The 26,524-nt window shown below is 66.5% G+C and carries 21 protein-coding genes and 1 tRNA gene; 19 read left to right on the top strand and 3 right to left on the bottom strand.

Features of this window, described 5'->3' with window-relative positions:
• Positions 1–2: 2 nt before the first annotated feature.
• The 17 genes from KTJ89_RS03730 to KTJ89_RS03650 all read left to right on the top strand — a co-directional run bounded on the left by KTJ89_RS03730 (position 3) and on the right by KTJ89_RS03650 (position 20,941).
• Positions 3–437: a PH domain-containing protein gene (locus KTJ89_RS03730; protein WP_229663936.1), complete on the top strand. Its 435-nt coding sequence runs from the start codon at positions 3–5 to the stop codon at positions 435–437.
• Between the two features lie 2 nt (positions 438–439).
• Positions 440–1,639, top strand: coding sequence for a CaiB/BaiF CoA transferase family protein (locus tag KTJ89_RS03725; RefSeq protein ID WP_172169680.1), 1,200 nt, complete (start codon positions 440–442; stop codon positions 1,637–1,639).
• Positions 1,640–1,650: 11 nt separating this feature from the next.
• The gene (locus KTJ89_RS03720) at positions 1,651–3,153 is read left to right on the top strand and encodes a carboxyl transferase domain-containing protein (protein ID WP_139467319.1); all 1,503 of its coding nucleotides are present in this window, start codon (positions 1,651–1,653) and stop codon (positions 3,151–3,153) included.
• A 9-nt stretch (positions 3,154–3,162) separates the two neighbouring features.
• The gene (gene hisF, locus KTJ89_RS03715; RefSeq protein ID WP_139467318.1) at positions 3,163–3,927 is read left to right on the top strand and encodes an imidazole glycerol phosphate synthase subunit HisF; all 765 of its coding nucleotides are present in this window, start codon (positions 3,163–3,165) and stop codon (positions 3,925–3,927) included.
• Positions 3,924–4,280, top strand: a complete 357-nt coding sequence (gene hisI / locus KTJ89_RS03710; RefSeq protein WP_139467317.1) for a phosphoribosyl-AMP cyclohydrolase — start codon at positions 3,924–3,926, stop codon at positions 4,278–4,280. Before hisF ends, hisI begins: the two co-directional genes overlap by 4 nt.
• Positions 4,183–5,823: an anthranilate synthase component I gene (gene trpE, locus KTJ89_RS03705; RefSeq protein ID WP_374990247.1), complete on the top strand. Its 1,641-nt coding sequence runs from the start codon at positions 4,183–4,185 to the stop codon at positions 5,821–5,823. The genes hisI and trpE overlap by 98 nt, the downstream gene beginning before the upstream one ends.
• Positions 5,824–5,827: 4 nt before the next feature.
• A complete protein-coding gene (locus KTJ89_RS03700; RefSeq protein ID WP_139467315.1) occupies positions 5,828–6,376 on the top strand; it encodes a Trp biosynthesis-associated membrane protein in 549 nt (182 codons plus the stop codon).
• A 96-nt stretch (positions 6,377–6,472) separates the two neighbouring features.
• Positions 6,473–6,742: an HGxxPAAW family protein gene (locus KTJ89_RS03695; protein WP_139467314.1), complete on the top strand. Its 270-nt coding sequence runs from the start codon at positions 6,473–6,475 to the stop codon at positions 6,740–6,742.
• Positions 6,739–7,536: an indole-3-glycerol phosphate synthase TrpC gene (gene trpC, locus KTJ89_RS03690; RefSeq protein WP_172169674.1), complete on the top strand. Its 798-nt coding sequence runs from the start codon at positions 6,739–6,741 to the stop codon at positions 7,534–7,536. The genes KTJ89_RS03695 and trpC overlap by 4 nt, the downstream gene beginning before the upstream one ends.
• Positions 7,537–7,663: 127 nt before the next feature.
• The gene (gene trpB, locus KTJ89_RS03685; protein WP_259356798.1) at positions 7,664–8,878 is read left to right on the top strand and encodes a tryptophan synthase subunit beta; all 1,215 of its coding nucleotides are present in this window, start codon (positions 7,664–7,666) and stop codon (positions 8,876–8,878) included.
• Positions 8,875–9,666, top strand: coding sequence for a tryptophan synthase subunit alpha (trpA, locus tag KTJ89_RS03680; protein ID WP_259356797.1), 792 nt, complete (start codon positions 8,875–8,877; stop codon positions 9,664–9,666). The genes trpB and trpA overlap by 4 nt, the downstream gene beginning before the upstream one ends.
• Positions 9,663–10,838 (top strand): prolipoprotein diacylglyceryl transferase, encoded by a 1,176-nt coding sequence (locus KTJ89_RS03675; RefSeq protein ID WP_259356796.1) that lies wholly within the window; start codon positions 9,663–9,665, stop codon positions 10,836–10,838. Before trpA ends, KTJ89_RS03675 begins: the two co-directional genes overlap by 4 nt.
• Before the next feature lie 175 nt (positions 10,839–11,013).
• Positions 11,014–15,708 (top strand): glutamate synthase large subunit, encoded by a 4,695-nt coding sequence (gene gltB, locus KTJ89_RS03670; protein ID WP_259356795.1) that lies wholly within the window; start codon positions 11,014–11,016, stop codon positions 15,706–15,708.
• Positions 15,701–17,158, top strand: coding sequence for a glutamate synthase subunit beta (locus KTJ89_RS03665; protein WP_139467308.1), 1,458 nt, complete (start codon positions 15,701–15,703; stop codon positions 17,156–17,158). The genes gltB and KTJ89_RS03665 overlap by 8 nt, the downstream gene beginning before the upstream one ends.
• A 126-nt stretch (positions 17,159–17,284) precedes the next feature.
• On the top strand, positions 17,285–18,832 hold the full coding sequence (gene pyk, locus KTJ89_RS03660; RefSeq protein ID WP_139467307.1) for a pyruvate kinase: 1,548 nt from the start codon (positions 17,285–17,287) through the stop codon (positions 18,830–18,832).
• Positions 18,833–19,050: 218 nt separating this feature from the next.
• Positions 19,051–20,424, top strand: coding sequence for a dicarboxylate/amino acid:cation symporter (locus KTJ89_RS03655; RefSeq protein ID WP_259356794.1), 1,374 nt, complete (start codon positions 19,051–19,053; stop codon positions 20,422–20,424).
• Positions 20,381–20,941: a GNAT family N-acetyltransferase gene (locus KTJ89_RS03650; RefSeq protein ID WP_259356793.1), complete on the top strand. Its 561-nt coding sequence runs from the start codon at positions 20,381–20,383 to the stop codon at positions 20,939–20,941. Before KTJ89_RS03655 ends, KTJ89_RS03650 begins: the two co-directional genes overlap by 44 nt.
• A 75-nt stretch (positions 20,942–21,016) precedes the next feature.
• On the opposite strand, the gene KTJ89_RS03645 is transcribed toward KTJ89_RS03650, so the two are convergent.
• Positions 21,017–21,098: transfer RNA gene (locus tag KTJ89_RS03645), tRNA-Leu, on the bottom strand.
• A 192-nt stretch (positions 21,099–21,290) separates the two neighbouring features.
• On the opposite strand from KTJ89_RS03645, the gene KTJ89_RS03640 reads away from it, so the two are divergent.
• Positions 21,291–21,911: an ANTAR domain-containing response regulator gene (locus tag KTJ89_RS03640; RefSeq protein ID WP_373284070.1), complete on the top strand. Its 621-nt coding sequence runs from the start codon at positions 21,291–21,293 to the stop codon at positions 21,909–21,911.
• Between the two features lie 137 nt (positions 21,912–22,048).
• On the opposite strand, the gene KTJ89_RS03635 is transcribed toward KTJ89_RS03640, so the two are convergent.
• Entirely contained in the window at positions 22,049–22,510 is a 462-nt protein-coding gene (locus KTJ89_RS03635; RefSeq protein ID WP_139467304.1) for a PaaI family thioesterase, read from the bottom strand.
• Between the two features lie 42 nt (positions 22,511–22,552).
• On the opposite strand from KTJ89_RS03635, the gene polA reads away from it, so the two are divergent.
• Positions 22,553–25,216 carry a DNA polymerase I gene (polA, locus tag KTJ89_RS03630; protein ID WP_259356792.1) on the top strand — a complete coding sequence of 888 codons (2,664 nt, stop codon included), beginning with the start codon at positions 22,553–22,555 and terminating at the stop codon, positions 25,214–25,216.
• A gap of 441 nt (positions 25,217–25,657) precedes the next feature.
• On the opposite strand, the gene KTJ89_RS03625 is transcribed toward polA, so the two are convergent.
• A complete protein-coding gene (locus KTJ89_RS03625; RefSeq protein ID WP_139467301.1) occupies positions 25,658–26,497 on the bottom strand; it encodes a class I SAM-dependent methyltransferase in 840 nt (279 codons plus the stop codon).
• Between the last annotated feature and the right edge of the window lie 27 nt (positions 26,498–26,524).

Genomic DNA, 26,524 nt, shown 5'->3' with positions numbered 1-26,524 from the left:
CCGTGTTCCGGCCCCGACAGGTGCGCGTCGTCAGCATCGTCGGTGCCGTTGCCGTGACCGCTGGGTTCGCGGTCCTGTCCGTGGCGCTGTTCGTCGTGGACTGGGAACCGTGGACAGTGCTCGACATGATATGGATGAACCTGCTGGGCATTCTCTTCGGAGCCGCCCTGCTGCGCATCTCCGATATCCAGGCCCGGCCCACCGAGGACGGTCTGGTGGTCAAGAACATGGTGCGCACCCGTCGGCTCGACTGGGGACAGATCCTCGGTGTGACGTTCTCACCCGAGGGCGATGATCCGTGGCCCCTGTTGGACCTCACGGACGGCACCACCTGCGCGGTGATGGCGATCCAGCATGCAGACGGTCGCCGCGCCCATGCGGAGGTCGCACGATTGCGTATGCTCATCAAGAGACGCACCCACTTCAAGGAGGATTAGGAATGGCGAACGAGACACCCGAGGCAGGCCCCCTGACCGGATACACCGTCGTCGATCTCTCTCGTGCCCTGGCCGGCCCTCATGCGGGAATGATGTTCGGCGATCTCGGCGCGCGGGTGATCAAGGTCGAGAACCCCGGCAAGGGCGATGATTCGCGGTCGTGGGGACCTCCCTTCGTCGGGCCTGCGGACAATCCTCAGGCCACCTACTTCTTCTCGTGCAACCGCAACAAGGAATCCATCGCCCTCGATCTCAAATCCGACACGGGCAAGGACACCCTGACCGGACTCATCGCACGCGCCGATGTTCTCATCGAGAACTTCCGCTCCGGTGTCCTCGACCGACTCGGCTTCTCCACCGCCCGCTGCATGGAGATCAACCCGCGCCTGGTCATCCTGTCCATCACCGGATTCGGCCACGACGGTCCGGAAGCCTCCCGCGCCGGCTATGACCAGATCGCCCAGGGCGAAGCCGGGCTGATGTCGCTGACCGGCTCGGGACCCGATGATATGCAGCGCGTGGGCGTGCCGATCGCTGACCTGCTGGCCGGAATCTACGGCTCATACGGCGTGCTGGCGGCCCTGCTCGAACGCGAACGCACCGGCAAGGGCAAGGTCGTGCGCACCTCGCTCATCGCGGGAATGGTCGGCGTCCACGCCTTCCAGGGCACCCGGGCCACGGTCGCCGGTCAGGAACCGCAGCCCGGCGGCAACCACCACCCTTCGCTGTCGCCCTACGGACTCTTCAACTGCCGCGACGGCGCCGTGCAGATCTCCGTGGGCAACGAGAACCTGTGGCAGAAGTTCTGCACTGCCTTCGACATCGATCCCGCCACCGAGGGCATGGCCGTCAACTCCGAGCGCGTGGACAACCGCGCCGCCGTCATCGAACTCATCGAAGACCGCTTCTCTGCCTACGACGCAGCCGATCTGCTGAACAGGCTCACCGAGGCGGGAATCCCGTCCGGCACGGTGCGCACCCTGCCCGAGGTCTACCAGTGGGAGCAGGCACTCAGCCAGGGACTCAAGGTCTCCGTCGACCACCCCGTGCTCGGCGACATCGACCTGCCCGGACCGCCGCTGCGCTTCTTCGACGCCGATTCCTCCGGTGAGGTCGAAACCACCCGCACCGCTCACGATGCCCCGCCGCTGCTCGACGAAGACGCGGAATCCATCGTGGCGTGGCTCGCCGACGGAAACTGAACGGAATCGCCATGACGCGTCTCAACGCACTCGAGCTCGTCGACATCGTCCTCGACGAAGGATCCTATCTGTCCTGGGACACCACTCCCGTCCAGCCCGCCGGCGGGATCTCTGACGCCTACGCTGCTGAACTCGAAGCCGCGGCGCAGAAGTCCGGAGTCGACGAATCCATCATCACCGGCGAAGGCACCATCGCCGGCCGTCGCGTGGCCGTGATCGCCGGCGAATTCCGCTTCCTCGCCGGGTCGATCGGCGTGGCCGCGGCCGAACGCCTCGTCGATGCCATCGAACGTGCGACCCTCGAAGGGCTGCCCCTGCTGGCCGGTCCCGCCTCGGGCGGCACCCGCATGCAGGAGGGCACCATCGCCTTCCTGTCGATGGTGAAGATCACGAACGCCGTCATCGCCCATCGCAAGGCCGGACTGCCCTACCTCGTCTACCTGCGCCATCCCACCACCGGAGGAGTCTTCGCCTCCTGGGGATCGCTGGGGCACGTCACCGTGGCCGAACCCGGATCCCTCATCGGATTCCTGGGCCCTCGAGTATTCGAGGCCATCTACGGAGAGAAGTTTCCGGAGAACGTGCAGACCGGGGAGAACCTGCACAAGATGGGCATCGTCGACGCCGTCATCGGACCCGAACGCATCGCCGGTACGGTCTCCCGCGTCCTCGACGTGCTCATGGGCGCCAAGGAGGTTCCCAGCTCGGTGCCGGACCCGGACACGGCCCCGGACAGCGTCGACCCGAACTCCGATGCCTGGGCCGCGATCACCAGCTCGCGTCGCCCCGAACGTCCCGGGGTCCGTGATCTGCTGCGCACCGCAGCGAACACCGTGCTGCCGCTCAACGGCACCGGCGAAGGGGAGAAGGACCCCGGACTGCTGCTGGCCCTGGCGAAGTTCGGTTCCGCACCGTGCATCGTCCTCGGCCAGGACCGATTCCGGCAGGACTCCCGCGAACCGATGGGCCCGGCGGCCCTGCGTGAGGCCAGACGCGGAATGCGATTGGCCGCGGAGCTGCACCTGCCGCTCGTGACCGTCATCGACACCCCCGGCGCCGCTCTGTCGAAGGAAGCCGAAGAAGGCGGCATCGCCGGCGAGATCGCCCGCAGCCTCGCCGACCTCGCCAACCTCGACGCTCCGTCCGTCTCGCTCATCCTCGGTGAAGGGTCCGGGGGCGGAGCACTGGCCCTCATCCCGACCGATCGGGTGCTCAGCGCCGAACACGGCTGGCTCTCGCCTCTGCCGCCCGAAGGCGCCTCGGCGATCGTGCACCGCACGACCGAGAGAGCCGCCGAGATGGCTCAGAGCCAGGGCGTGCACGCTCCCATGCTGCAGGCCAACGGAGTCGTCGACCGAATCATCGCCGAACATTCCGACGCCAGCGACGAACCGCTCGACTTCGTCGCCAGGGTCGGTGAGACACTCGAATACGAACTCATCTCGCTCATGCGCGAACCTTCGGCCAGGCGGCTGGCCCGCCGAATGGATCGCTACCGGGGCCTGGGAATCTAGGAGGACTGCGTGGTAGCTGTCAGAGTCATCCCCTGTCTGGACGTGGACGGCGGACGCGTCGTCAAGGGAGTGAAGTTCGCCGACCTCAGGGACGCCGGCGACCCCGTCGAGCTCGCCCGCCGCTACGGCGAGTCCGGAGCCGACGAACTCACTTTCCTCGACGTCACGGCCAGCAGCGGTGACCGGGAGACCGTCCACGACGTCGTCCGCGCCTGCGCCGAAGAGGTCTTCATCCCGCTCACCGTCGGCGGAGGGATCCGCAGCGTCGCCGACGTCGACCGGCTGCTGCGCGACGGAGCCGACAAGGTCTCGGTCAACACCTCGGCGGTGAAGAACCCGGAACTCATCAGCGAGATCTCCCGACACTTCGGCAACCAGGTCCTCGTCCTCTCCCTCGACGCACGGCGCGCACAGGGCGCGAGCACGGAATCCGGCTTCGAGGTCACCACTCGCGGCGGCCGCGAAGGCACCGGCCGCTGCGCCATCGACTGGATCCGGGAAGCCGCCGACCGCGGGGTCGGCGAGATCCTGCTCAACTCCATCGACGCCGATGGCACACGTGAGGGGTTCGACCTCGAACTCATCCGCGCCGCCCGCGCCGCCGTCGACGTACCGCTCATCGCCTCAGGCGGCGCCGGAAAGGTCGAACACTTCGCTCCGGCAGTGGAAGCCGGAGCCGACGCCCTGTTGGCTGCCAGCGTCTTCCACTTCGGCACCCTGAGCATCGCCGAGGTCAAGGACGCCCTGCGCGCGGAGGGAATCGACGTCCGATGAGCAGCGACATCGACGCGACTCCGGAGAACTGGCGGGAGATCATCCGAACGAACGATGACGGGCTCATCCCTGTCATCGTCCAAGAGGCCACGAGCGCAGAGGTGCTCATGCTCGCGTGGATGGACGTCGAAGCCGTCTCCCGCACACTGGAGACGAAGCGGGCCACCTACTGGTCCCGATCCCGGCAGGAATACTGGGTGAAAGGGGAGACCTCGGGTCATGTCCAGCACGTCCGCTCGCTCAGCCTCGACTGTGATGCCGACGCCCTGCTCATGCTCGTCGACCAGACCGGACCCGCCTGCCATACGAACACCCCGACCTGCTTCACCGGAAGGACCATCAGTGTCGACTGACCCAGCGGCGAACCCCACCGACCTGCCGATCCGACCCAGCCTCGACGAGTTCCGCGCCCTCGGCGCCGACCATCGCCTGGTGCCGGTCCACACCCAGGTGCTCGCGGACTCGGAGACCCCGCTGAGCCTCTACCGCAAACTCACCGACGGCGGACCGGGCAGCTTCCTCTTCGAATCCGCCGTCGCCGGATCCTGGGCCAGGTACTCCTTCATCGGCTCGGCGCCCGTGGCCACCCTCATCTCGACCGCAGACGGATTCCACTGGACCGGCACCCCTCCGGTCGGCGTCCCCACCGACGGCGACGTCCTCGACGCGGTCACCGCCACCCTCGACCTCCTCGCCGTGGCCGAAGCGGAATCGGAACTGCCGCCCATGGTCTCGAGCTTCGTCGGCTACTTCGGATGGGACATCGTCCGTCGCTTCGAGAGGCTAGGGCCGCCGCGGCCCAACGAACACCACCTGCCGACCGTGCAGCTGATGATCCCCGGCGACATCGCCGTCTTCGACCACTATTCGGGAATGGTCACCCTCGTGGCCAACGTATTCAACGTCAACGGCGCCGATACCGGCATCGACGACGCCCACGCCTCGGGAGTCGCCCGCATCGCCGCGATGTGCGAGCGTCTGCAGCAGCCCAGCCCGGCAGATGTCCTGCGCCCCCGGAAGGCCGACCCCGAGGTGTCCACCCGCACCCAGCCACAGGTGTACCTCGACGGTGTGGAGACGGCGAAGCAGAAGATCGTCGACGGTGAGATCTTCCAGGTCGTCATCGGCCAGCGCTTCGACACACCGTGCGAGGCCGATGCGCTGAGCGTGTACCGGATGCTGCGGCATGCGAACCCGAGCCCCTTCATGTACCTGCTCAACCTCCATGACGACGGAGGGGAACCGGTGAGCATCATCGGCTCCTCACCCGAAGCCCTCGTCACCGTCCGCTCCGGCGACGTCGTCACCCACCCGATCGCCGGGTCCCGTCCCCGCGGGGCGACCCCGGAGGCCGATGACTCACTGGCCCGCGAACTGCTGGCCGATGAGAAGGAGAGAGCCGAGCACCTCATGCTCGTCGACCTCGCCCGCAACGACCTGGCGAAGGTCTGCGCGGCCGGAACCATCGACGTCAGCGAGTTCATGGACATCGTCCGCTACAGCCACATCATGCACATCAGCTCGACCGTGCGCGGCGAACTCGAACCCGGAACCACCGCCATCGATGTGCTGCGGGCGACGTTCCCCGCCGGCACGCTGTCGGGTGCGCCCAAACCCCGGGCGCTGCAGATCATCGACGAACTCGAACCCGTCGGACGCGGAATCTACGGGGGAGTGGTCGGCTATATGTCCTTCACCGGCGACCTCGACCTCGCCATCGCCATCCGCACCGGGGTGCTCCGGAACGGCACGATGAGCGTCTACGCCGGAGGCGGACTCGTCGCCGACTCCGTGCCCGAGACCGAGTACCAGGAATCCGAGAACAAGGCCGCAGCGGTGCTGCGTGCCGCCGCCGCAGCCGACGCATTGGATGCGGCGGAGGGAAGTCAGAGGTGAGGCCATGACGAAATCACGCGGAGTCCTCATCATCCTCGTCATCGCCGCTGCCCTGTGGGCGCTGACAATCTCCGCCTGGCAGGCCGGTGCCGGAGGCGACACGCTCGGACCCAGCGGAGTGGCGAAGGTCACCGAGGATCCGAGCTCCCAGACCTCACCCGTGGCCACCGCGTGTGTGGCGATCATCGCGGTCTCGGGACTGCTCGCCGCAATGCTCGGACGGATCGGCCGCTTCGTCGTCCTGGGACTGGCCGGCATCGCCGGAATCGGCTACGGGATCACTGCACTGAGCGCCGCCTCGGCGCCGGGAGCCACTTCCTGGGCGATCATCGCCGCAGTGGCCGCAGGCATCGGCGTCATCGGCATCGTCTGGGTCGCCGTCGCCTCGAACGGGTGGACGAACTCCAACCGCTACGCCCGCACCGCCGAATCCGCTTCCGGGGAATTCGATTCCGCCGCGACCTGGGACGCACTGTCCCGCGGAGAAGACGTCGAAGACGCACCCGACGACGAAACGTCGACCGACCCGGACACCGACCCGGATTCGAAATGACCTTGTGACCGGGTCGGTGTCCGGTCAGCCGAAGAAGCGTGACACAATGGAGGAAAGTTTCCACACGCGTGTCACGCACTCACACAAAGGAGCGCCATGTCGCAGTCCCTCGCCCGCAACGGAGCCGCAGATCTCGACAAATCCACGATCGACTACGCAGCGATCGCCGATCCCGGTCACGGCAACTCGGTGGCGGGATGGACCGGAGTCGTCATCATGCTCATCGGCGTCACGGTCGGCTGTGTGGGATTCACGATCCACAACCCCACGATCACCTACATCTCCATCGGCATCGTCGCCCTCGGCGTCGTCGTCGGCCTGATCCTGCGCGCCATCGGACTGGGCAACAAGCCGAAGAAGAAATGACAGTCCTCATCGACATCATCTCCGGCGTGCGGGAAGATCTGCAGGCACGCCGGAACGAGGTACCGCTGAGCGAGATCACCGCGCGGGCCGCTGCGGCCGAACCGGTCCGCCCCTTCGACCTGTCCGCCGACTTCGGCGTCATCGCCGAGGTCAAGCGGAAGTCACCCTCCCGCGGTGACCTCGCCGAGATCCCCGACCCGGGCACGCTCGCCGGTCTGTACGCCGCCGGGGGAGCCCGGGCCATCAGCGTGCTCACGGAATCCCGCCGCTTCAACGGCAGTCTCGCCGACCTCGACTCGGTGCGCGCGGCCGTGGACATCCCGGTCCTGCGCAAGGACTTCATGGTCGACGAATATCAGTTCCACGAGGCCCGCGCTCATGGCGCGGACATCGTTCTGCTCATCGTCGCAGCACTCGATCCCGTGCAGCTGGGCGAGTTCCATGCCCTGGCCACGGAACTGGGGATGACAGCGCTCGTCGAGACCCACAATCGCGAAGAGCTGGAGACCGCGACGGAACTCGGTGCCGAACTCATCGGCGTGAACACCCGCAACCTCAAGGATCTCAGCGTCGACACCGACCGGTTCGCGCCCCTGGCCGAACTCGCTCCCGCCGGCTGCACCCTCGTGGCCGAGTCCGGCGTCGCCGGAGCCGCCGAGGTGTCGAAGTACGCGGACTCCGGAGCCGATCTCGTGCTCGTCGGCGAAGCCCTCGTCACCGGCGGCCGTCCGCAGGCCGCAGTCGAGGAGTACACCGCACTCGGCCGGGAACGCCGCTCCCTGTCCGTATCCTGAACCCTGCCCGCGTCGGCCGCTCCACGTGGCCGACGATGGGCTGACACTGCACCCATTCCGGCGTCCGGTGAGGCGGAGTCTCTCCGCCCCACAGGCCGGCGCCACGAGGAGATCGAGAAGGACCGCAATGACCGATTTGAGCGAGGAGACCGGACCGTACTTCGGCGAGTTCGGAGGCAGGTTCATCCCCGAAGCGCTGATCCCGGCACTCGACGAGATCGAAGAGACCTGGCGCAAATCCCAGGTGGATCCGGCCTTCACCGACGAACTCCTCACTCTGCAGCGCAGCTACATCGGCCGGCCCTCTCTGCTCACCGAGGCCACTCGCTTCGCCGAGCACTGCGGCGGTGCTCGAGTGTTCCTCAAACGCGAAGACCTCAACCACACGGGCAGCCACAAGATCAACAACGCCCTGGCGCAGGCTCTGCTGGCCAAGCGGATGGGCAAGACCCGTCTCATCGCCGAGACCGGAGCCGGACAGCACGGAGTCGCCACGGCGACCGCCGCGGCCCTGCTCGACATGTCCTGCGTGGTCTACATGGGCGAGGAGGACACTCAGCGCCAGGCCCTCAATGTCGCACGCATGCGTCTGCTCGGAGCCACGGTCAACGCCGTGACCAACGGCACCCGCACTCTCAAGGACGCGATGAACGAAGCCATGCGCGACTGGGTGGCCAACGTCGATGACACCCACTATGTCATCGGCACGGTCGCCGGTCCTCACCCGTTCCCGGCGATGGTCCGCTCCTTCCAGAACGTCATCGGGGTCGAAGCCCGCGAACAGATCCAGGACATGGCCGGTCGCCTGCCCGACGCCGTCTGCGCCTGCGTCGGCGGCGGATCGAACGCGATGGGACTCTTCGCCGCCTTCCTCGGCGATGCGGACGTGAAGATCTTCGGCTTCGAAGCCGGCGGCGAAGGAGTCGACTCCGGCCATCACGCCGCCCGGTTCTCCGGCGGACGCCCCGGTGTCCTCCACGGCTCCGCCACCTACATCCTCCAGGATGACGACGGTCAGACGCAGGCCTCCCACTCGGTCTCCGCCGGACTCGACTACCCATCGGTCGGCCCCGAGCACTCCCACCTCCACGACACCGGGCGCGTGACGTACGAACCCGTCCTCGATGAGGAGGCGATGGAGGCCATGCGACTGCTCTCCCGCACGGAGGGCATCATCCCCGCCATCGAATCCGCTCACGCCCTGGCCGGAGCCATGCGCATCGGCCGTGAGCTCGGACCCGACGCGGTCCTGCTGGTCAATCTCTCCGGCCGTGGCGACAAGGATATGACGACCGCCGCGAAATGGTTCGACTACATCGACGAAGGAGCGGTGCAGGTATGACGCACTCAGGTCCACGCACAGGAACCACCCTCGACGCCGTCGCCGAGGCTGGCCGCAAGGCCGCACTCATCGCCTACCTGCCCGTCGGCTTCCCGACCGTGGCCGGTTCGACAGAGGCGATGGTCGAACTCGTCCGCAACGGCGTCGACATCATCGAGGTCGGTCTGCCGTACTCCGACCCCGGAATGGACGGACCCGTCATCCAGCGCGCCGGTGAGGCGGCACTGGACAACGGTGTGCGCACCTCCGATGTCTTCACCGCAGTCGAAGCCATCGCCGAAGCCGGCGGCACCGCCGTCGTCATGAGCTACTGGAACCTCGTGCTCCAGTACGGCGTCGACAGCTTCGCCCGCGACCTGGCCTCGGCCGGAGGCGGCGGAATCGTCACTCCCGACCTCATCCCCGATGAGGCGGCACCGTGGCTGGCAGCTTCCGAGAAGCACCACCTCGACCGCATCTTCCTCGCCGCACCCTCGTCGACGCCGGAGCGCCTGGCCCGCATCGTCGAGCACAGCTCCGGATTCGTCTACGCCGCCTCGACCATGGGTGTCACCGGCGTCCGTTCCGAAGTCGACAACCATGCGCGCGATCTCGTCGCCCGGCTGAAGGAAGCCGGAGCCGAACGCGCCTGCGTCGGGCTCGGCGTGTCGAACCGCGAACAGGCGGCCGAGGTCGCCGAATATGCCGATGGCGTCATCGTCGGCTCCGCCCTCGTTCGGGCGCTGAACTCCGAAGGAGTGGCCGGAGTCGGTCGACTCGCCGCCGAGCTCGCAGAAGGGTGTGCATGAGCTTCAGCCCGGCATGGGTCGTCTTCACCGTCCTCGGCATCGGACTCGCGCTGTGGATGACAGGCATCCAATGGCGCGCCCGCGGCGGCCATAAGGGAGACCTGTGGGCCATCACGGTCGTCGGTCTGCCTGCGGCAATCATCGGCGGACGTCTCGGACATCTGCTCTCGGCGCCGGACACCTACTTCGGCCCCGACGGCAGCCCGCTGCGGGCGCTGGCGGTCTGGGACGGCGGATTCAGCTTCTGGGGAGCCACCATCCTCGGCTTCCTCTCCGTCTGGGTGCTCACCCGTATCCAAGGCATCAGGTTCCGACCGCTGCTCGACTCGGTCGCACCGGGGCTCATCCTCGGCCACGTCGCCGGAGCCTTCAGCGATTGGTTCGACGGTCGCCTCGAACTGGTCACGGTGCTCACCGAATCGGCGTGGAACCTCATCGCCTGTGTTGTGCTCATCATCGTGTCCAAACGCCTCCGGCTCGGCTACGGACAGGTCTTCGCCCTGTATCTGTGCCTGTTCGGCCTCGGCCGCATTCTGCTCGAGGCCCTGCGGATCGGCACCCCCGCGGCCGAGGACGCGCGCCTGCTGTTCGGACTGCCGTTCAACGTGTGGACGGCCATCCTCGCCCTGCTCATCGGCCTCGGCTGGCTCATCGTCTCCCGACTGCGTCACCGCACCTATGAGACCGGTGTCTACATGCACGGGTCCCGGACCCTGCTGCGCCGCCATCGCCGCGGAAAGCACACCTTTGAGATCAATGCACCCAATATCGCCGAGGCGGCCGCCGCCTCCGGAGCCCCGTTGCCTTCGGTAGCGCGGGTGGCCGATCCGGACGATCAGCACGGTCACGACGGAGGCGGGGCACCGACATCACGGCGCTCGACCGTGACCGCGTCCCCCGCCTCGGCTTCCGACTTGACTGCCGATGCTTCTGCGAGCCGTGCAGACGTCGACGATGCGGCGTCTGCGACAGGGGACAGCACCACGACTGGCGCCGACCCGGACGACTCGGAGCCCGAGGACGAATCCGGAATCGATCTCAGCGGTCGCCACAGCTTCGGATTCTTCGGGGCGGTCACCTCGGCGATCTCGATCGTGCCGGATGTGCGCGGGAAGTCAGCCCCCGCAGCGCACGACGCAGACCCTCGAACGTCCGATACTCAAGACAAATAGGTTCGCACTTCGTTCCTTTTTCTGCTTTTTCTCAAATTGCACATGGTGTAAGTTGATACTCCGGCTGTGAGAGTCATCTCACAGCCGGGTCCGGGGACACCCTTTCCGGACTCGTCCAAACCGCAGAGGACAGCGCCGTCTTTTCGGGAAGCACTCAACACCGAGAAGGCAGTATATGAACCACAGCGCTCAGTCGACCCCCAAGACCACGGCCCCACCTGGCCGCATCGGGCTCTACGATCCGGCGCTCGAACACGACAACTGCGGTCTGGCCCTCATCGCCCGTTACAGGGGCGGAGCCGACCACACGGTCATCACCCAGGCCCTCGACGCTCTGCGCAGGCTCGAACACCGCGGCGGAATCGGTTCCGACGACGGGACCGGAGACGGTGCCGGACTGACCATCCAGATCCCGCACGACTATTTCGCCGCCGTTCTCGGCGAATCCGGAATCTCTCTTCCGGCGCCGGGCAGCTATGCCATGGGCATCGGCTTCTTCGCTCAGGACTACGCCGCCGATCTCAACGCCGCCACCGCTCCGCTGACCAAGGAGACGCAGCCCGATTTCAGCGTTGACGCCGCAGGCGTCGACCAGGACGCACTCGTGTCCAGGATCGCCGCGGAAGAAGGACTGCAGGTCCTCCACGTGGAATCCGCGGCTGTCGACCCCGGAGTGCTCGGTCGGATCGCCGCCGAGACCATGCCGGCCATGCGCTACGTGTTCTTCGGCTGTGATGAGAACCATCCCGCCCGTGATGAGAACGATCTCGCTCGCCGGGCGTTCATCGTGCGGAAGCGACTCGACAACGCCGGCCTCTACTTCCCGTCGCTGTCGCCGACGACGCTGACGTTCAAAGGAATGCTCTCCACCGCCCAGCTCGACCGCTTCTTCACCGAACTCGGTGACGAACGCCTCACCTCGGCGATCGCTCTCGTCCACTCCCGGTTCTCCACGAACACCTTTCCCTCCTGGCAGCTGGCACAGCCGTTTGGCACGATCGCCCACAACGGCGAGATCAACACGGTGCGCGGCAACCGGAACTGGATGCAGGCACGCGAATCCGCCCTGGCCAGCGACCTCCTCGAATCTCCGGTCGCAGGGACGTCCAAGGGACTCGAGCGGATCTTCCCGATCATTCCTGCCGGAGCCTCGGACTCCGCCTCTTTCAACTCGGTCCTCGAACTCATGGTCGCCTCCGGGCGGTCGCTGCCGCAGGCCATGCTGATGATGATTCCCGAAGCCTGGGAGAACAACCCGGCCATGTCCGAGGAGCGGCGGGCCTTCTACGAATACCACTCGCTGCTCATGGAGCCCTGGGACGGGCCGGCCTGCGTCGCCTTCACCGACGGCCGACTCGCCGGAGCCGTGCTCGACCGCAACGGCCTGCGCCCGGCCCGGTACATCATGACCGAGGACACCGTCGTGCTCGCCAGCGAAGCCGGAGTCGTCGACCTGCCCGAAGCCGAAGTCACCGCCCGCGGACGACTGACCCCCGGCAGGATGTTCCTCGTCGATGTGGAGGCCGGACGCATCATCTCCGACACGGAGATCAAGAACAGCCTCGCCACCGAACATCCCTACCGGGAATGGGTCGACGCCTCGGCCACCCGACTGGCCGAACTGCCGACCCGCGTCCACGTCAGCCACCCCGGCGCCTCGGTTCGGAGACGACAGCGGACCTTCGGATACACGGAGGAGGAGCTGCGTGTGCTCATCGCCCCGATGGCCGAAACTGGGGCCGAGCCGCTGGGCGCGATGGGCAGCGACACCGCGATCGCGGCGCTGAGTACCCGCCCCCGGCTGCTCTTCGACCACTTCCACCAGAACTTCGCCCAAGTGACGAACCCGCCGCTGGACTCCATCCGCGAGGACATCGTCACGAGCATGTCGGCCGGAATCGGCCGCGAAGGCAACCTGCTGTGCTCCACCGGGCCGGACTCCGCACATATCCTGCTCGAGCGGCCGGTGATCGACAACGACGAGCTCACGGCGATCGCGCACCTGTCCGGCAGCCACCTCGGCGAGGGAATCACCCGCCCCTCGGTGACGCTGTCGGGTCTGTACCCGGTCGGCGCCGGTGAGGACGCGATGGCTTCTCGCCTCGCCGACCTCTGCGCGGAGGCGAGCGCCGCGGTCGCCGACGGCGCCGTGTTCCTCATCCTCACGGATCGGGAGTCGAACTCGGAATATGCGCCGATCCCGTCGCTGCTTCTCACCTCGGCACTGCACCACCACCTCGTCCGCGAGCGCAGCCGCACCCAGGTGAGCATCATCGTCGAGGCCGGAGACGTCCGCGAGGTCCACCATGCGGCCACGCTCGTGTCCTTCGGAGCCTCGGCGGTCAACCCGTACCTGCTCATGGAATCGGCCGAGGACCTTGTCAGGTCCGAACGGATCCGAGGCATCAGTGCCGAGGCGGCCGTGGCCAATGTGCTCACGGCGCTGAACAAGGGCCTGCTGAAGATCATGTCGAAGATGGGCATCTCGACCGTCCAGTCCTACCACGGGGCGCAGACCTTCGAGGCTCTCGGACTGGCGGATTCGGTCATCGAAAAGCACTTCACCTCGACCCCCCATCAGCTCGGCGGTAAGACGCTGGACGACATCGCGGCCGAGACGACGGCGCGGCACGCCGACGCCTATCGTGAGGACCATCCGCGTCCGGCTCACCGGAACCTGCTCGTCGGCGGAGAATTCCAGTGGCGGAGGGAAGGCCCGGGGCACCTGTTCAACCCGGAGACGATCTTCAAACTGCAGCACTCGACGGCCACCGGTCGCTTCGACATCTTCCGGCAGTACACGCGTGCCGTCGACGAACAGTCCGCCGAGCTGATGACTCTGCGCGGGCTCTTCGACCTGGTCCCGACCGAATCGGGTCCGATCGACATCTCCGAGGTCGAACCCGCCGAAGCCATCATGCGCCGGTTCTCCACCGGGGCCATGAGCTACGGCTCGCTGTCGGCCGAAGCGCACGAGACGCTGGCGATCGCGATGAACCGGATCGGCGGAAAGTCGAATACGGGCGAGGGCGGCGAGGACACCGAGCGCCTGCTCGACCCGGAGCGTCGGTCGGCGATCAAGCAGATCGCCTCCGGTCGGTTCGGCGTCACCAGCCACTACCTCACCGCCGCCGACGACCTGCAGATCAAGATGGCCCAAGGTGCCAAACCCGGCGAAGGCGGTCAGCTGCCGGGGGAGAAGGTGTACCCGTGGATCGCGAAGACCCGCCACGCCACTCCCGGAGTCGGTCTCATCTCGCCGCCTCCGCATCACGACATCTATTCCATCGAAGACCTCGCTCAGCTCATCCACGACCTCGGTCGGGCCAATGCGGCTGCCCGCGTCCACGTCAAACTCGTCTCCGGAATCGGAGTCGGCACGGTGGCCGCCGGAGTGGCGAAGGCCGGAGCCGATGTCGTGCTCATCTCCGGCCATGACGGGGGCACGGGTGCCAGCCCGCTCAACTCGCTCAAACACGCCGGAACCCCGTGGGAGCTCGGACTGGCAGAAGCCCAGCAGACCCTTGTGCTCAACGGTCTGCGCGAGCGGATCAGCGTCCAGGTCGACGGGCAGCTGAAGACCGGCCGCGACGTCATCATCGCCGCCCTGCTCGGGGCCGAGGAATTCGGCTTCGCCACCACCGCCCTCGTCGTCTCCGGATGCATCATGATGCGGGTCTGCCACCAGGACACCTGCCCGGTCGGCGTGGCCACGCAGAACCCGAAGCTGCGCGAACGGTTCCACGGGCAGGCCGACCATGTCGTGAACTTCTTCACCTTCATCGCGGAGGAGGTCCGCGGCTACCTCGCACAGCTGGGACTGCGCAGCCTCGACGAGGCGATCGGCGCCGTCGAACGTCTGCGCATCGACGCAGATCGGGCGGCCGCATCGGGACTGGATCTCGACCTGACCCCGATCCTGACGGTTCCGACCGATCTCGACGGCGCTCCCGCCTCGGCGAGGGTGAGCCAGGCGCGCACACCACGTGACTTCGCGGGCGAACTCGACGTTCGGCTGCTGGAGCAGGCAGGAGCGGCTGTCGCTGCTGGCTCCCCGGTGCACCTGAACGCCGAGGTGGAGAATACGGACCGGTCGGTCGGCACCCTGTTGGGCCACCGAGTGACTCAGGCCCACGGCGCGGACGGGCTGCCCTCGGGAACCGTGCGCGTATCCCTGAACGGCACGGCCGGCCAGTCCCTGGGCGCCTTCATGCCGCGCGGTGTGAGCATCGATCTGCGCGGCGACGCCAATGACTACGTCGGGAAGGGACTGTCGGGCGGTACGATCAGCGTCGCGCCTCGCCCGGAGAACTCCACCCGACCGGAACACAACGTCATCGCCGGCAACGTCATCGGCTACGGTGCGACGTCCGGGTCGATATTCCTGTCCGGTACGGTCGGCGAGAGATTCCTCGTGCGCAACTCGGGCGTGGAAGCCGTCGTCGAAGGCATCGGAGACCACGGACTCGAATACATGACCGGGGGAGTGGCGGTCATCCTCGGACCCACCGGACGCAACTTCGCGGCCGGAATGTCCGGAGGCACGGCCTTCGTCCTCGACTTCAATCCCAGTCGACTCAACCCGAAGGAACGAGCCGCGGGCGTCTTCAGATTCGGCGGCATCGGCGACTCCGATGTGCCGATCCTGCAGAGACTGCTCAGCGACCATGTCGCGGCGACCGGTTCTCCGCTGGCCGGCGAACTGCTGGCCGGACTCGACCGCGGGCAGGACATCCTGTCCCGTTTCACCAAGATCATTCCCGTCGCCTATGCGCGAATCAAAGACATCCAGGAAGAGCTCGAGAACAGCGGCGAAACTGCCGACTCCGAGAACACCTGGCAGACCATTCTGGAGGCCGCACATGGCTGATCCGCGAGGATTCCTCACCACCACCGAACGCGAACTCCCTGCCCGCAGGCCCGTGCCGATCCGGCTCATGGACTACTCCGAGGTCTACGAAAAGGGTGATCCGGCACAGCTGCGCCGACAGGCTTCTCGCTGCATGGACTGCGGAGTGCCTTTCTGCCATCAAGGATGTCCGCTGGGCAACCTCATTCCGGAGTTCAACGACGCCATGTATCGCGGGGAGCTCTCCCGCGCCGTGGAACTGCTCCACGCGACGAACAACTTCCCCGAATTCACCGGCCGGGCCTGCCCGGCACCGTGTGAGAATGCCTGCGTGCTCGGCATCAACCAACCCGCCGTGACGATCAAACAGGTCGAAGTCTCCATCGTCGACGACGGATTCGCCGCCGGACTCATCACCCCCGTCGTCCCCGACCGGATCACCGGGCACACCGTCGCCGTCATCGGCTCCGGACCGGCCGGACTCGCCGCCGCTCAGCAGCTGACCCGAGCCGGGCACACGGTCGTCGTCTTCGAACGCGAGGACCGCCTCGGCGGACTGCTGCGCTACGGCATCCCGGACTTCAAACTCGAGAAGCACCATATCGACCGCCGCCTGACCCAGATGCGTGCCGAAGGCACTCGGTTCGAAACCGGAGTCGAGATCGGCCGCGACATCGACTTCGCCGCACTGCAGACCCGCTTCGACGCGGTGCTGGTGGCGACCGGAGCCACCGTGCCGCGCGATATGGAGCTTTCCGGGCGCGGACTGGACGGAATCGAATTCGCGATGGACTACCTCGTGCCGTCCAACCGGGCACAGGCGTCCGACGCGGCCTCGGCGGCAGACTCGGCACCGTTCATCGACGCGGCCGGCAAGCACGTCGTCATCATCGGCGGCGGCGACACCGGAGCGGACTGCCTGGGCACGGCTCTGCGCCAGGGAGCCGCCTCGGTGACGACCCTGGCCATCGGCGCCCAGCCGCCGGTCGACCGCGGTGCCGACTCGCCGTGGCCGACGGTGCCGCGGATCTTCGAGGTCCAATCCTCACATGAGGAGGGCGGAACCAGGCGGTATCTGGCCTCGACGACGCGGTTCGTCGGAGACGACTCGGGCAAGGTGTGCGGAATCGAGGTCGCACAGACGCAGTTCGCCGACGGCCGCCGCATCCCGACACCGGGCACCGAGCACGTCATCCCCGCCGATCTCGTGCTGCTGGCACTGGGATTCAGCGGACCGGAGACCGCGCAGATCGATCTCGAAGCCGGTGCAGGTGGGGCATTCGACCGGGCTGAGGACTATACGGCGCAGCCGGGAGTCTTCGTCGCCGGTGATGCCGGACGCGGACAGTCGCTCATCGTCTGGGCCATTGCGGAAGGCCGTGCCGCGGCCGCGGAAGTCGACCGGTTCCTGACCGGGTCGACGCGACTTCCGGCACCCGTGCGGCCCACCGACGAAGGGTTCAAATGCTAAGATAATGCATGTCAGGAATTGAGAAAGGGTGGTGGTGCGGCACAGCGAAGTGCCGCACTCTCACCGCCCGTGACCAGCGTAGAGCGGTGGAAACCGCCCGCTGAGACTTTAGGTAGGGTGGAGCGTATGAGGCGTGCAAAGATAGTCGCAACTTTAGGTCCGAACCAGAACTCCTATGAAGAGATCCGCGAGCTCGTCGATGAGGGCGTCGATGTCGCCCGATTCAATCTGAGCCACGGAAAACGAGAAGAGCACGAAGAGAAGTTCGCCTGGGTCCGCCAGGCCGCCCTCGACACCGGACGCCCCGTCGCCGTCCTGTTGGACCTGCAGGGTCCGAAGATCCGCGTGGGCACCTTCGCCAACGGGAAGGAAGAGCTCGTCGAAGGGGCCACCTTCACCATCACCAGCCGTGACGTCCCCGGCACCGCAGAGCTCGTATCCACGACCCTGCCGACCTTGGCAGAAGACGTGTCCGTGGGCGATCCGCTGCTCATCGACGACGGGCGCCTGCGCCTGCGCGCCACCGAGGTGACCGACACCGATGTGGTCACCGAGGTCGAGATCGGCGGAACCATCTCCAACCACAAGGGCATCAACCTCCCCGGCGTCCCGGTCTCCGTCCCCGCCCTGTCGGAGAAGGACGTCGACGATCTCAAATGGGGGCTTCAGCTCGGCTTCGACTGGGTGGCCCTGTCCTTCGTTCGCAGCCCCGAGGACATGAACGATGTGCGCGCGGTCATGGACGAGGTCGGCATCACGGCTCCGGTCATCGCCAAGCTCGAGAAGCCGCAGGCCGTCGACCAGCTCGATGAGGTCATCGATGCCTTCGACGGAATCATGGTCGCCCGCGGCGACCTCGGCGTCGAACTGCCGCTCGAACAGGTGCCGATCGTGCAGAAGCGGGCCGTTGAGATCGCCCGCCAGCAGGCCAAGCCCGTCATCGTTGCCACGCAGATGCTCGAGACGATGATCGATGCGCCGCGGCCCACCCGCGCCGAGGCCAGCGACTGCGCGAACGCCGTCCTCGACGGCGCCGATGCGCTCATGCTCTCCGGTGAGACCTCGGTCGGTGCGCACTGGGTCGAGGCGATCCGGACGATGAGCCGGATCATCGGCTCCACCGAAGAGCACGGTCTCGAGCGGATCCCGGCACTGGGCACCGTCCCGCACACGAAGGGCGGAGCCGTCACCGCCGCTGCCGTGCAGATTGCTGAGCAGCTCGATATCGACCTCCTGTGCACCTTCTCGCAGACCGGCGACTCTGTGCGGCGCATGTCGCGGCTGCGCCCTGCTTGGCCCATCCTCGGCTTCACGCCCGACCCGCAGGTCCGCCACCAGCTGGCGCTGACCTGGGGAGTGCGCCCGTACCTCGTGAAGACCGTGCGCCACACCGACCAGATGGCGCGTCAGGTCGACGCCGTTCTGCTCGCGGACGGCACCGCCCGCGAAGGCGATCAGAGCATCCTCGTGGCCGGTTCGCCTCCCGGGATCCCCGGTTCGACGAACGCCCTGCGCATCCATACCATCGGTGATGCCGCCAAGGGTGTGACGGCCGCTTATCAGGATGCCTCGGATTCCGAGGAGGACCCGCTGGCCGGATACGGAGTCGTGGCTGAAGCGCCGATCACCCGTGAAGTGCCGATCGTGCGCGAGGGCCACTCTCCCCGCCACTGACCGCTACGAGGCTCAAACGCCGGCGGCGCCTGCCCCATGATCACGGGGCGGGCGCCGCCGGCGCCTCTGTGTCCGGGGCCGCGCGTGGACCGATTCCAAACTGCGAGACAGATCACAGGTGGCCCGGGAATTTTGCAGATTGCTCAACAGTTGTGCTCTCTGTTGCCTAATCCTCCCTGCGGATCTCAGAGGGGAGGACCCGCTAGGAGAGGAATTCAATGAGACTGCCCGCGTGGAGCAAGTCCTTCGGAGTGCAGGTGACCATCGCACTCGTCGCCGGTGTCATCCTCGGGCTCATCGCCCGCTCATGGGGACCGGTCAGCGACACCGCTGACAACTGGCTCGGCCAGACCCTGGACACCATCGGCTCGTCGTATGTCACACTGCTCAAGGCCGCCGTCGTCCCACTGGTCATCACCGCGATCATCGCGAGCATCGGCAACCTGCGCAAGGTCACCAACGCCGCCAGGCTGGCGATGTCGACCCTGCTGTGGTTCGCCCTCACCGCTCTCATCGCCGTCGTCCTCGGACTCATCATCGGCATCGTCATGCAGCCCGGCGCCCACGCCGATGCCGCTTCGCTCAACGCCGGTGCACCAGACTCCCAGGGCAGCTGGCTGGGCTTCCTCACCGGACTGATCCCGGTGAACTTCCTCGGGCTCGAGGTGGCCACCGCACCCGATGACGCCGGAGTCATGACCTCCGAGGTCAACTTCAACATCCTCCAGCTCATCATCGTCTCCGGTGCCATCGGCATCGCCGCGGTCAAGGTCGGCAAGGCCGCAGAGCCGTTCCTCCAGTTCACCGAGGCGGCCCTGGCCGTGGTCCAGAAGGTCGTCTGGTGGATCGTGCGCATCGCCCCGATCGGTACGCTCGGCCTCATCGGCAACGCCGTGAACTCCTACGGCTGGTCGACGATGGGCTCGCTGCTGTGGTTCGTCGTCGCCGTCTACATCGGCCTCGCGATCGTCTTCTTCATCGTCTATCCGGCCCTGGCTCGCGCCAATGGACTGTCGGTGCGCCAGTACTTCTCCGGAGTCTGGCCGGCCACTCAGATGGGCTTCGTCTCCCGGTCGTCGATCGGCACCATGCCCGTGACGCAGAAGGTCGCCACCGACAACTTCGGGGTGCCCCACTCCTACGCCGCCTTCGCCGTGCCCTTCGGTGCGACGACGAAGATGGACGGCTGCGCTGCGATCTATCCGGCCATCGCTGCCGTGTTCGTCGCACAGTTCTTCGGCATCGATCTCTCCCTCATCCAGTACCTGCTCATCATCTTCGTCGCCGTCATCGGCTCGGCCGCAACGGCCGGCACGACAGGTGCGACCGTGATGCTCACCCTGACCCTGTCGACCCTGGGTCTGCCCCTCGAGGGCGTCGGACTCCTGCTGGCCATCGAGCCGATCGTGGACATGGGCCGCACCGCGCTCAACGTCTCCGGTCAGGCGCTCGTCCCGGCCATCGTGGCCAAGCGGCATGAGATCCTGGACGTCGAACGCTACGATGCCCCGCGCATCAACGGCTACGTTCCGACCGAGGAGGACGCAGATGTCGACGAGACCCGCACCGAGGACGCCCGCAGTCAGAGTTGATCTCCTCCCCGCCGAGGGGGTGGCCGAGCACGATGTCCTGCAGGTGACATCGCTGCTCGGCCGCCTCGTCGATGCAGGTGCCGCGCTCGGCTGGGTCTCAGCTCCGCCTGTCGAGGAGATCGCGGATCTCATCGGCAGCCTGGCCGCGGGCACTGACACCGGGGATTCCGCTGCCGCAATCGCTCGCACCGGAACCGAGATCACCGGCTTCGCGTACTGGAATCGGTACGCTCGCCCGACGTTCCGCCCCCATGTCGACATCGAAAAGGTGGCCGTCGCCCCGGACGCCCAAGGTCAGGGCGCGGGCAGGAAGCTGATGGAGGCGCTCATTCGGGCGGCACGTCATCACGGCACGGAAGTGGTCACTCTCGACCTGCGCGGAGACAATGCGGCCGCCATCCGCCTCTATGAATCCCTCGGCTTCACCCGATACGGACGACTCCCGGACTTCGTGGCGGTGGGGGAGAAGCGATACGACACGCTGCTGTACTCCCTCGACCTGCGCGCAGGCCGCTGATCTTCGGTCGCCCATCGGCTCCCGGGGAAATGCAGAAGGCACTGTCGACATCACGTTCGACAGTGCCTTCGTCTGTACCGGATGCGGGACTCGAACCCGCACGTCTTTCGACAATGCATTTTGAGTGCACCGCGTCTACCGATTCCGCCAATCCGGCGCGTCACGAGCTGTCCTGTCAGGACCGCCTGTGCAACGGGGACGATTCTACTGCGCGCGCGGACCGATTGCACAATCGCCGCCCGCCGAGGATGCCCTCCGGTGGCCACCGTCACCGCCCGTGGCCACCCTCACAGAATAAACTTCCGAGTCCGCTGGCCATGACGCTGAGCGCCTGGTCTAGACTGGTGCCGTGCTTTCAAACAGCGAAGAATCAACTTCAGATGAGTCCGTGCCGGTCCGCCGCGTAGTCGTGGCCGAAGACGAGGCCGTGATTCGTCTCGATATCGTAGAAATGCTCCGCGAGGTCGGCTATGACGTCGTCGGTGAGGCGGCGGACGGCGAATCCGCCATCCGCCTGGCTGAGGAGCTGCGCCCGGACCTCGTCGTCATGGACATCAAGATGCCCATCCTCGACGGAATCTCCGCCGCCGAGCGCATCGCCAGGGCTCGCATCGCGCCGGTCGTGCTGCTCACCGCCTTCTCGCAGAAGGAGCTCGTCGAGCGAGCCCGCGATGCGGGTGCCATGGCCTATGTCGTCAAGCCGTTCACCTCGGCCGACCTCATCCCGGCCCTGGAGATCGCGCTCTCGCGTCATGCCGAGATCAGCTCGCTCGAGTCCGAGATCTCCGATCTCACCGAACGCTTCGAGACCCGCAAGCTCGTCGAGCGCGCCAAGAGCCTGCTGCAGACCTCCATGGGTCTGAGCGAGCCCGAAGCCTTCCGCTGGATCCAGAAGACGTCGATGGACCGTCGCCTGACGATGCGCGAGGTCGCTGAGACCGTGCTCAAGCAGATCGGCACGAAGAAGTAATCACCTCCCGGACCGGTCACGGTCCGGACCCGGAACCCGAGAGGGCCGGCGAATCCCGAGATGGATTCGCCGGCCCTCGGCTTTCGCTGTGGACTTTCGGCTTTCGCTGTGGACTTTCGCCGAGGAGGCGCCGTGCCTCAGCCCTTCGGCTCGGTCTTCAGGATCATATTCGTGATCCGCACGATCGAGAGCAGGCGCCCCGCCTCGTCGGTCATCTTGACCTCATGGGAGACGATCGTGCGTCCCTGGTGGAGCACCTCGGCGCGACCGGTCACCACGCCCTCTCGCGCGGCACGCAGGTGAGTGGCGTTGAGATCGACCCCGACGACGTTCTTACCGCCGGAGAGCAGATACGAATGCATCGACGCCAGGGATTCGGCGAGAACGACGTGGCCGCCTCCGTGGAAGAGACCCATCGGCTGCCGATTGCCGACGACCGGAGCGGTGGCCACGACATGATCGTGGGCGAGCTCGACGAACTCGATTCCCATCCTCTCGGCCAGCTCACCCCCGGACCCCGGCGTGCGCAGCTGTCCGAGCAGCGTGTCGATCTCCTCAGGGGAGGTGTGAGCGGTCAGGGACACGTCGGGACGCAGCATCGGTTCTCCTTCAAGTCAGCTTCGAACGCTAGGCTATGCCATGTGAGTCACTCAAACGAATCCCTCCTGCTCATCGACGGACACTCCCTGGCCTACCGGGCATTCCACGCCCTGCCGGTCGAGAACTTCTCCACCAGCACCGGCCAGACGACGAACGCCATCTACGGCTTCATCTCCATGCTCATCAACGTCCTCCGCGACGAAGAGCCCAGCCATGTGGCCGTGGCCTTCGACCTCGGACGCCAGACGTTCCGCCTCGAGGAATACCCCGAGTACAAGGCCGGACGGGCGAAGACTCCGCCCGAGTTCCACCCGCAGATCGACCTCATCAAGGACATCGTCACGGCGATGGGCATCCGGGTGGTGACGAAGGAGGGCTTCGAGGCCGATGACGCTCTGGCGACGATGGCGAAGATGGGCACGGATGCCGGCTCGTTCGTCGAGGTGATGAGCGGAGACAAGGATTCGTTCCAGCTCGCCTCCGACCGGGTGACGATCCTCTACCCGAAACGCGGAGTCAGCGACCTCAACCGGATGACGCCGGCCGCGGTCGAGGAGAAGTACGGGGTGAGCCCCGCGAACTACCGGGGGCTGGCCGCGCTCGTCGGTGAGAAGGCCGACAATCTGCCCGGTGTGCCCGGAGTCGGTGACAAGACCGCCGCGAAATGGCTCACCGCACACGGAGATCTGCCCGGGGTGTTGGACAACGCCGACAAGATCGGCGGCAAGGTCGGTGAGAAGCTGCGCGACCATATCAGCGAGGTGGAGCGGAACTACCGACTCAACCGCCTCCTCGACGACGTCGACTTGGGACTGGAGTTCGACGACCTGGCCTGGGGCGAAGGCGACCCGGCCGAGCTGTCGAGCCTGTTCGACCAACTCGAGTTCCAGGCCCTCGGCAAGCGTCTGGCCGCGATCTTCCCCGAGGCCGGAGCCGAGTCCGAGCCGGCACCGACACGCGAGACGACCATCGAGACCGTCGACATCGACACTCTGCTGACGAAGATCGCCGACCACGATGTGCTGGCGCTTGATTCCGACGCCTCCTTCGAGCTCGGCCACGGTCAGGCACGGACCCTGGCGGTCTCCGCCGAACCCGGCCGGGCCTGGGTCGTCGACCTCGCCGAGGCGGGACAGAAGGCCGTCGGCGCGCTCGGTTCCGCCCTGGGCGGGCATTCGCTCATCCTCCACAGCTCGAAGCTGCAGATCAAAGCGTGGGAGTCGATGGGACTGTCCGTGACGGATATCGCCGGGGACACGGCCCTGGCCGCCTATCTCCTCGTTCCCGATGCCCGGTCCTACGAACTCGGTCAGATCGCCGCCGACCGCGCCGGAATCGATCTCAGCGAACCCGAGGCCGATTCCGGACAGCTCGCCCTCGACCTCGACTCCGATGCCGCGGTGACCACGCACGGCCAACGCGCCGCCGCCCTGCTCGAGGTCCACGAGGTGCTCGCGAAGGCCGTCGAGGACGCGAACATGACGCAGGTCTATCGCGAGATCGAACTGCCGCTCGTTCCCGTGCTCGCGCGCATGGAAGCGACCGGGATCGCCGTCGACGAGACCGGACTGTCGAACCTCATCGACGAATTCACGAAACAGGCCGAAGCCAGCGCAGGAGAGGCCTATGAGGCGATCGGCCACGAGGTGAACCTCGGTTCTCCCAAACAGCTGCAGACCGTGCTCTTCGACGAACTCGATATGCCCAAGACCAAGCGGACGAAGACCGGCTATACGACCGATGCCGACGCCCTGGCCGAACTGTTCGTCAAGACCGAACACCCCTTCCTCCAACACCTGCTGGCCTACCGGGATTCGACGAAGCTCAAGCAGACCGTCGTCGGACTGCTCAAAACTGTTGCCGACGACGGCCGTATCCACACCACCTACCAGCAGACCGTGGCCGCCACCGGACGGCTTTCGTCCCTGGACCCGAACCTGCAGAACATTCCGGTGCGGACCGAATCAGGCCGCCGCATCCGAGACATCTTCATCGCCGACCCCGAGGTGGCTGAGGGGACTCTGCTCACCGCCGACTACTCGCAGATCGAAATGCGGATCATGGCTCATCTGTCCGGCGATGCCGCGCTCATCCAGGCGTTCAAGGACGGCGAGGATCTCCACTCCTATGTCGGCTCGAAGGTCTTCGGAGTCGGCATCGACGAGGTGGACTCCGAGATGCGCTCGAAGGTCAAGGCCATGTCCTACGGGCTGGTGTACGGGCTCTCCGCCTACGGCCTCTCCCGGCAGCTTTCGATCGGCGTCGATGAAGCCAAGGGGCTGATGGACCAGTACTTCGAACGCTTCGGTGCAGTCAAGGACTACCTCGACGACATCGTCGAGCAGGCTCGCGCCAAGGGGTTCACGGAGACCATCATGGGCCGTCGTCGTTATCTGCCGGCGCTGCACAGCGACCGTCGGCAGCTGCGGGACATGGCCGAACGCGCCGCACTCAACGCTCCGATCCAGGGTTCGGCAGCCGACATCATGAAGATCGCCATGCTCAAGGTGGCCGCCCGTCTGGACGGTCTCCGCTCGCCGATGCTGCTGCAGGTCCATGACGAGATCATCGTCGACGTCCGTCCGGAAGAGATCGATGAGGTGAAGACGATCGTCACGGAGGAGATGGGGTCGGCGTTCGAACTCGATGTGCCTCTGGACGTCAACGTCGGCACAGGACGCTCCTGGCACGCCGCCGCCCACTGAGCTGCTGCCCGCTGTCCCGTCGAACTCGTTCAAGCGCAAGCGCAGAGAACGATCTCGCCCACGCTCGTTCAAGCGTCCCCGCAGTTTTCGCGCCGTGTACCACACGACATCCGCGCTAGCGCTTGAACGAGAGCGCGACGGGTGAGTTGCGCGGTCCTGCCCCAGCCGGGAGTCGATGATGTAGTCCGCGAACGCGGCGTCGCCTAGGGGGAGGCGCACACGGACCTTCGAGCTCGTCGTCCACGGCATCGACATCGCCACGACACTCGGTGCCGAACCACTTGTTCCGGAGGCCGCGCTCCGGGAATCATTGGCGATCGCAGCGGGGCTGGCGATGCAGAGCGGGAAAGGAAGTTCAGTGCTCGCCGGGCTGACCGGTCGCGGGGGACTGGCCGAGGACTTCACAGTCCTCGGCTGAGGATCGTCCCCGTTCCGGCCCCGTCAGTCCTTGGTCAGGGTGGTGGAGAAGATCGCGGTACCGGGCATGAGCGCACCGCGCAGCGGTGACCAGCCGCCCCAAGCGGTCCGATTCTCCTCGGGCCATTCGGGTTCGGTCACCGAATCGAGCGTGAAGCCGGCTTCGACGAGGAGACGGACCCAATCGCTCATCGTCCGGTGATGCTCGGCGTAGACCGGCTGACCGTCCGAGGACAGCTCGACGTACGGAGTGCGATCGAAGTACGAGTACTCAACCGTCAGGCCGGCCTCACCCGGAACATCGGGGAACATCCACCGCATCGGGTGAGTCGTTGAGAAGACCCACTGTCCGCCGTTGCGCAGCACTCGCGCCACCTCGGCGAAGACGACCTCGGCGTCCTTGACGAAGGGCAGGGCGCCGTAGGAGGAGAACGCGCGATCGAAGCTGTTCGATGCGAACGGCAGCTGTCGGGCATCGGCGAGGAGGAACGTCGGGGGAGTCGCCTCGGCGCTCAGGGGATGTTCGCGCTGCAGACGCGAGGCCTGCTCGAGCATTCCGGCGGAGACGTCGACACCTGTGGTGATCGCGCCCTGCTCGGCCAGCCACCGGGAGCACTGACCGGCACCGCAGCCGACCTCGAGAACCTGCTTCCGGGCGACATCGCCGAGGAGGCGCACATCGGATTCGTGAATTCCTTCCGGACACCAGATGAAATCCGAAGCCCCGAGGAACGTGCCGTGTTCGGCGAGATACTCCTCGGCCGAGTTGTCCCAATAGCTGCGATTGGCCCGGACGGAAGCCTCTTCGTCGATCGGGAGATAGCCACCGCTGATGACCTCGGCTCCGTCAGTTCCTTCGCTCATGGTTCCTCCGTGGCCCCAGGTGGTGAT

Source organism: Brevibacterium sediminis (assembly GCF_024895295.1).
Lineage (GTDB): Bacteria > Actinomycetota > Actinomycetes > Actinomycetales > Brevibacteriaceae > Brevibacterium > Brevibacterium sediminis.
Note: the sequence above shows the minus strand (reverse complement) of the source record. Positions and strands in the feature narration are given on the sequence as shown.

What these genes read in the sequence shown, in the direction of transcription:
- KTJ89_RS03720 (WP_139467319.1), top strand. Translation starts at nt 1,651, where the DNA reads ATGACGCGTCTCAACGCACTCGAGCTCGTCGACATCGTCCTCGACGAA.
- KTJ89_RS03725 (WP_172169680.1), top strand. Translation starts at nt 440, where the DNA reads ATGGCGAACGAGACACCCGAGGCAGGCCCCCTGACCGGATACACCGTC.
- pyk (WP_139467307.1), top strand. Translation starts at nt 17,285, where the DNA reads ATGAGGCGTGCAAAGATAGTCGCAACTTTAGGTCCGAACCAGAACTCC.
- KTJ89_RS03625 (WP_139467301.1), bottom strand. Translation starts at nt 26,497, where the DNA reads ATGAGCGAAGGAACTGACGGAGCCGAGGTCATCAGCGGTGGCTATCTC.
- trpE (WP_374990247.1), top strand. Translation starts at nt 4,183, where the DNA reads ATGCCGACGCCCTGCTCATGCTCGTCGACCAGACCGGACCCGCCTGCC.
- trpA (WP_259356797.1), top strand. Translation starts at nt 8,875, where the DNA reads ATGACGCACTCAGGTCCACGCACAGGAACCACCCTCGACGCCGTCGCC.
- trpC (WP_172169674.1), top strand. Translation starts at nt 6,739, where the DNA reads ATGACAGTCCTCATCGACATCATCTCCGGCGTGCGGGAAGATCTGCAG.
- KTJ89_RS03675 (WP_259356796.1), top strand. Translation starts at nt 9,663, where the DNA reads ATGAGCTTCAGCCCGGCATGGGTCGTCTTCACCGTCCTCGGCATCGGA.
- trpB (WP_259356798.1), top strand. Translation starts at nt 7,664, where the DNA reads ATGACCGATTTGAGCGAGGAGACCGGACCGTACTTCGGCGAGTTCGGA.
- KTJ89_RS03650 (WP_259356793.1), top strand. Translation starts at nt 20,381, where the DNA reads ATGTCGACGAGACCCGCACCGAGGACGCCCGCAGTCAGAGTTGATCTC.
- KTJ89_RS03695 (WP_139467314.1), top strand. Translation starts at nt 6,473, where the DNA reads ATGTCGCAGTCCCTCGCCCGCAACGGAGCCGCAGATCTCGACAAATCC.
- gltB (WP_259356795.1), top strand. Translation starts at nt 11,014, where the DNA reads ATGAACCACAGCGCTCAGTCGACCCCCAAGACCACGGCCCCACCTGGC.
- KTJ89_RS03635 (WP_139467304.1), bottom strand. Translation starts at nt 22,510, where the DNA reads ATGCTGCGTCCCGACGTGTCCCTGACCGCTCACACCTCCCCTGAGGAG.
- KTJ89_RS03655 (WP_259356794.1), top strand. Translation starts at nt 19,051, where the DNA reads ATGAGACTGCCCGCGTGGAGCAAGTCCTTCGGAGTGCAGGTGACCATC.
- KTJ89_RS03665 (WP_139467308.1), top strand. Translation starts at nt 15,701, where the DNA reads ATGGCTGATCCGCGAGGATTCCTCACCACCACCGAACGCGAACTCCCT.
- hisI (WP_139467317.1), top strand. Translation starts at nt 3,924, where the DNA reads ATGAGCAGCGACATCGACGCGACTCCGGAGAACTGGCGGGAGATCATC.
- KTJ89_RS03700 (WP_139467315.1), top strand. Translation starts at nt 5,828, where the DNA reads ATGACGAAATCACGCGGAGTCCTCATCATCCTCGTCATCGCCGCTGCC.